Consider the following 4,401-nt stretch of genomic DNA (forward strand, 5'->3'; position numbering starts at 1 on the left):
CGGAGCGTCCGGGGCAGCTCGGCGATCGCCTGCTCGAGCGGCTGGTCGGCCACCGCGAACGAGCGGGCGGTCGTGTTGAAGTCCGTGATGAGGTTCTTCAGCTGGTCGGCGTTGCGGTCCAGGGCGGCCGCCGTGGCGCCGGCGTCGCGGACGTACCCGCTGAGGTCGCGGCTCGCCGTGCCCAGCGAGGCGTCGTTGACGATCGCCGAGTCGCGGTAGGCCGACTCCCAGAAGTCGATCGAGCGGTTGTATCCGCGCCCGCCCTCGCCGTCGAGCCCGGACCCGAGCTCCTGCAGGAGCTTCTGCAGGTCCTCGCGCGTGTCGTTCTGGAGCGCGGTGAGGATCTGGTCGAGCTGGACCGGAGCGGAGGTCTGGTTGATCGGGATCGTGTCGCCGTCGGACACCGTGGGCGCCGAGGGAGACCCGGGCTGCAGGTCGACGAAGAAGTTGCCCTCGAGGAAGATGCGCGGTCGGATCTGCAGCTTGGCGTCGCGATGGATCGGGAGTCCGTTCTCGTCGATCGCCATCACGACACGCGCCGCCTCGGCGCCCGGACGCACGCGCTCGACCGCGGTGACCTTGCCGACGGTGACACCCGCGACCCGCACCGGCGAGTTGGTCCGGATGTTGTTGGAGCTCGGGAACACGGCCTGGAGCTCGAACGGCTGGTTGATGAACGGGACGTCCTTGCTGAACCCCAGGTACGTGCCGATCGCGATGATCACGATCGTGATCAGGCCGGCGCCGAAGTAGCTGATGCCGCGCTTCTGGTTGCGTCTCATGGCTCGGGCACCCCCGATGCCTTCTCGGGCGGGAGCCGCGGCACGTCGACGCCGCGACCCTCGGGCCGGTAGCTGAACGTCTGACCGGCGGGCACCTCGTCGCGGTTGCGGCCGATCCCCTTGCCGTTCTTGTCGTACTTCTTGAAGGTCGAGCCCACGCGCGGGACGTTGTCGACGTTGGGCGTCTCCACGAAGACGTCGCGGTACGGGTCACCGGGCAGCGTGCGGTCGCGGTACGGGTTGTGGCTCTGCGCGTAGCCCTGCTGACCGGCGCCGCAGTTGGCCTTGCCGTCCTTCGTGATCGCCGGGCCGAAGAGCGCGTTGTGCAACCGGGTCTTGACCGATCCGGGCTCCGGGCTCTCCTTGCCGTGGGCGAACTCGTTGGCGCCGATCTGCGTGACGCCGTCGCCGCCCGGGAAGTTCTCGGGGGCGGTGTTCAGCATCGCCCGCTGCTGGCTGCCGGTGTTCGTCGGCGCGCTCAGGTGCTCGGCGGCGAAGGTCCAGAAGGAGTTCCAGGAGTTGCAGACGGTCACGTACGGGCCGAGGAAGCGCAGGGTCGGGTTCAGGGACGTCACGGTGGCGGTCAGGCCGCGCAGCGCCCCGTTGGTGGTCGGCGCGACGGCGAGCCCGCGGAGCGCGTCCATCGTGTCCTGCAGCTGATCGTTGAGCGTGACGGAGCGCGCCAGCACGGGCGTCGCGACCTCGACCGCGCGGTTGATCGTGGGCAGGGACGCCCGGAGCTCACGGCTGACGCCGTTGAGGTTGCGCGAGAGCCGCGTGAACCGACCGAGGAACGGGCGCTGCACGGCGAGGGACCGCGTGCCGACCTCGAGGGTGTCCACGTTCTTGCTGATGGTGGCCTTGAGCGCCTCGGGGTCGCGCCCGATCGCGTCGAAGGTGTTGGCGAGGAACGTGAACGTCTCGGCGTTCTGCTTGGAGACCGGGGCGACGATGCGGGCGGCGTCGCCGAGCTCCGCGAAGAACCGCGGCAGGCGCGTGCGCGGGTCGTTGAGGTTCGTCATCACGTTCTTCAGCGACAGCACGAGCGCGGGCGCGACACGCAGGGTCTCGTTGATGCCGGCGCCGCGACCGCTGAACGCGTCACCGAACCCCTGGAGGTTGTCCTGGTTCGCCTGCCGCGTCTTGGCGTCGAACGTGCTGAAGACCTCGTCGAGCTCGGTCGACGCGCGGGTCTGTGCCAGCGGCAGGGTGCCCCCGTCCGGCAGCTTGCGCCCCTCCTTGCCGATGTGGAGCTCGACGTACTTCAGCCCGAGCGCCGACCTCGGCCGGACCACGACCGTGGAGTCCGTCGGGATCTCGCCCACCCGGTCGTCGAGCTTGAGCTTCAGGAGCGCCCCGACCCGACCGTTCGGGAGCGAGATCGGCTTCATGTCCTCGACGACGCCGACCCGGTAGCCGCCGGAGCGGACCTCGTTGCCCGGCACGAGGTTCGCCCCGTTCGCGAGCTGCACGTTCAGCGCGCGGGTCGGCACGAACGGCAGGCCGTTGTTGGCGTTGTAGGCCAGGAAGACCGCGACGACCACGATCAGCGTCGTGACCGCGCCCACCAGGACCGGGTTCGCGACGATCGAGGGGTTGTTGCGCCGGCCGGTCACTTGGTGAACAGGTAGTTGAGGAACGCGTCACGGGCCTCTGGGCTCTCGCTACGCAGCCCGGTCTCCGGCAGGCCCTTGCCGCTCCCGATCTTCACGTCCGGCAGACCGGGCAGGGGCGGCAGCTCCACGCTCGGCACGGGCAGCGGCACGTCGATCGACGGGCGCTTGGGCTTCTCGGCGTCGGCCGGCTTCTGCTCCTCGTAGGGCAGCGCGTGGGCCGGGACCGGCTTGCGGGCCTCCGGGGCCAGCTCGCCCTCCACCCGACGGCGCACCTGAGCGGGGCTCGGGTCCCCGGCCGACGGGTCGAAGAAGTTGATGCCCGGCTGGTTGGGGCCGAGGATGCTCGGGCAGTCCTTGGTCTCCGGGTCCTTGGCCCGGGCGACGTCGGCGTAGCCCGCGCACGGGTCGTTCGGCGGGATCAGGCTGATGTTGAGGACGTGGGCGTTCTGGTCGTAGATGTTGACCGACATCACCTGGTCGAAGACGTACGTGAGCAGCGCCTCGAAGCCCGTGTAGCCCTTGCCGCCGGGGCTCCGGGGGTCGTCCTCCACGCCGTGCTCGCGGTCGTCGAGATGCTCGAGCACGAAGCGGAGGTTGTTGCCGACCTCGGGGGCCTTCTCGCTGAACCTGTCGAGCTCCTCGACGGTCGACTTCGCGGCGCTGAGGGCGCCACGGCCGGTGTCGGAGGCCTTGCCGAGCGACGAGATCGCCGGGCGGGAGGACTTGGCCAGCGGGCCGAGGTTGCCGACGAGCCGCTCGAGCTGCTTGGCGGAGGCCTGCAGGTTCCTCAGCGCCGGCGTCTGGGCGTCCGCGGTCTCGCCAAGGGCCTTCATGGTCGGCTGCAGCTCGGCCAGGAAGCCCGGCAGCTTGCGGAACCCGGCGGCGATCGCGTCGCGACGCTCCGCGGAGGCGGCTGCCGTGTCGCGGGCCTCGAGCACGAAGCGGCCGACGTCCTTGCGGTTGGACGCGAGATCGCCGACGACCACGTCGGCGTCGCGGGCCAGGTCCGCGAGGATGCGGTTCTGCTTGGCGAGCGTGCGCAGGACCTTGTTCGTCTCGCGCAGTGCGGGGCTGGCGCGGCGGATCGCGTCGTTGAGGTTCTTGCCGTTCCCGGCGACGCCGGCGCCCAGCTCCCCGAGGATGATGGCGAGCCGCTCGCGGTACGGCCGGCGCAGGACGTTGTTGACGAGATCGCCGGGGATGGTGGACACCGTCCGCGCGACCGGGATCGTCGAGCCCGGCGGTAGCTCGGCCTTCGCGGTGCCGGGCAGGCAGTCCAGGAAGTACTCGCCGATCAGGGACTGCGGGCGGGCCTCGCAGGTCACGTCCGTGCGCAGGGACCCGAAGCCGGTCTCCGTGACCTCGAACGTCACGATCGCGCGGTTCGTCTCGGGGTCGAGGTCCAGGTCGGTGACCTTGCCCGCGCGCACGCCGGCGACCTTGAGGTCGCCGCCGGTGACGAGCCCGAACGCGTTGTCGAGCTCCGCCTTGTAGGAACGGGAACCCGACTCGCCGTCGCCGGCGCCGGTCCCGACGACCGCGAACACGGCACCGAGCACGAGGATGAGGATCGCGGCGAGACGTCTCATGGGCCGGGGGGCACCTGGGTCTCGTCGCAGTTGTAGTCGGGGGTCGGCTTCCAGATGCCGCCGCGCTCGAGCGCCCCGGGGCAGCGGTTGAGCTGCCCGACCTGCGCGCCTGCGCGGAAGGCCTGCTGACGCAGCTCCGGCGGGATGAACTGGAGCTGCCCGCCGACGAGCGTGAAGAGGTTGGCGTGGAGCGCCGGCCGGCTCGATCCGCCGAGGGCGTCGTAGATGCCCGAGTGGCTGAAGTCGTCGAACCAGCCCGTCAGCTCCACCGCGTAGGGCCGGGCGTACGCCAGCTCGGGCGTCGACCCCTGCAGCGCCTTGACGGTGGCCGGGAAGGCGCCCTCGCGGGTGGCGCCGTTGCGCTCGGCGCTCTTGGTGGCCACCTCGTTGAGCGGCACGGCGGCCTTCGTCAGC

4 protein-coding genes are annotated in these 4,401 nt (G+C 70.8%); all 4 read right to left on the reverse strand.

From position 1 onward, the window contains the following. On the reverse strand, nucleotides 1–782 hold a 782-nt coding region (locus ABYE80_RS17585; RefSeq protein WP_372791608.1), incomplete at its 3' end, for an MlaD family protein. Continuing rightward, complete coding sequence (locus tag ABYE80_RS17590; RefSeq protein WP_372791609.1) at nucleotides 779–2,398, reverse strand: MlaD family protein; 1,620 nt, start codon at nucleotides 2,396–2,398, stop codon at nucleotides 779–781. The genes ABYE80_RS17590 and ABYE80_RS17585, both read right to left, overlap by 4 nt. Beyond that, nucleotides 2,395–3,987, reverse strand: coding sequence for an MlaD family protein (locus ABYE80_RS17595; RefSeq protein WP_372791610.1), 1,593 nt, complete (start codon nucleotides 3,985–3,987; stop codon nucleotides 2,395–2,397). Before ABYE80_RS17595 ends, ABYE80_RS17590 begins: the two co-directional genes overlap by 4 nt. Continuing rightward, a partial coding sequence (locus tag ABYE80_RS17600; RefSeq protein WP_372791611.1) for a hypothetical protein occupies nucleotides 3,984–4,401 on the reverse strand: 418 nt, incomplete at its 5' end. The genes ABYE80_RS17595 and ABYE80_RS17600, both read right to left, overlap by 4 nt.

Source organism: Paraconexibacter sp. (assembly GCF_041602235.1).
GTDB lineage: Bacteria > Actinomycetota > Thermoleophilia > Solirubrobacterales > Solirubrobacteraceae > Paraconexibacter.

What these genes read in the sequence shown, in the direction of transcription:
- ABYE80_RS17595 (WP_372791610.1), bottom strand. Translation starts at nt 3,987, where the DNA reads ATGAGACGTCTCGCCGCGATCCTCATCCTCGTGCTCGGTGCCGTGTTC.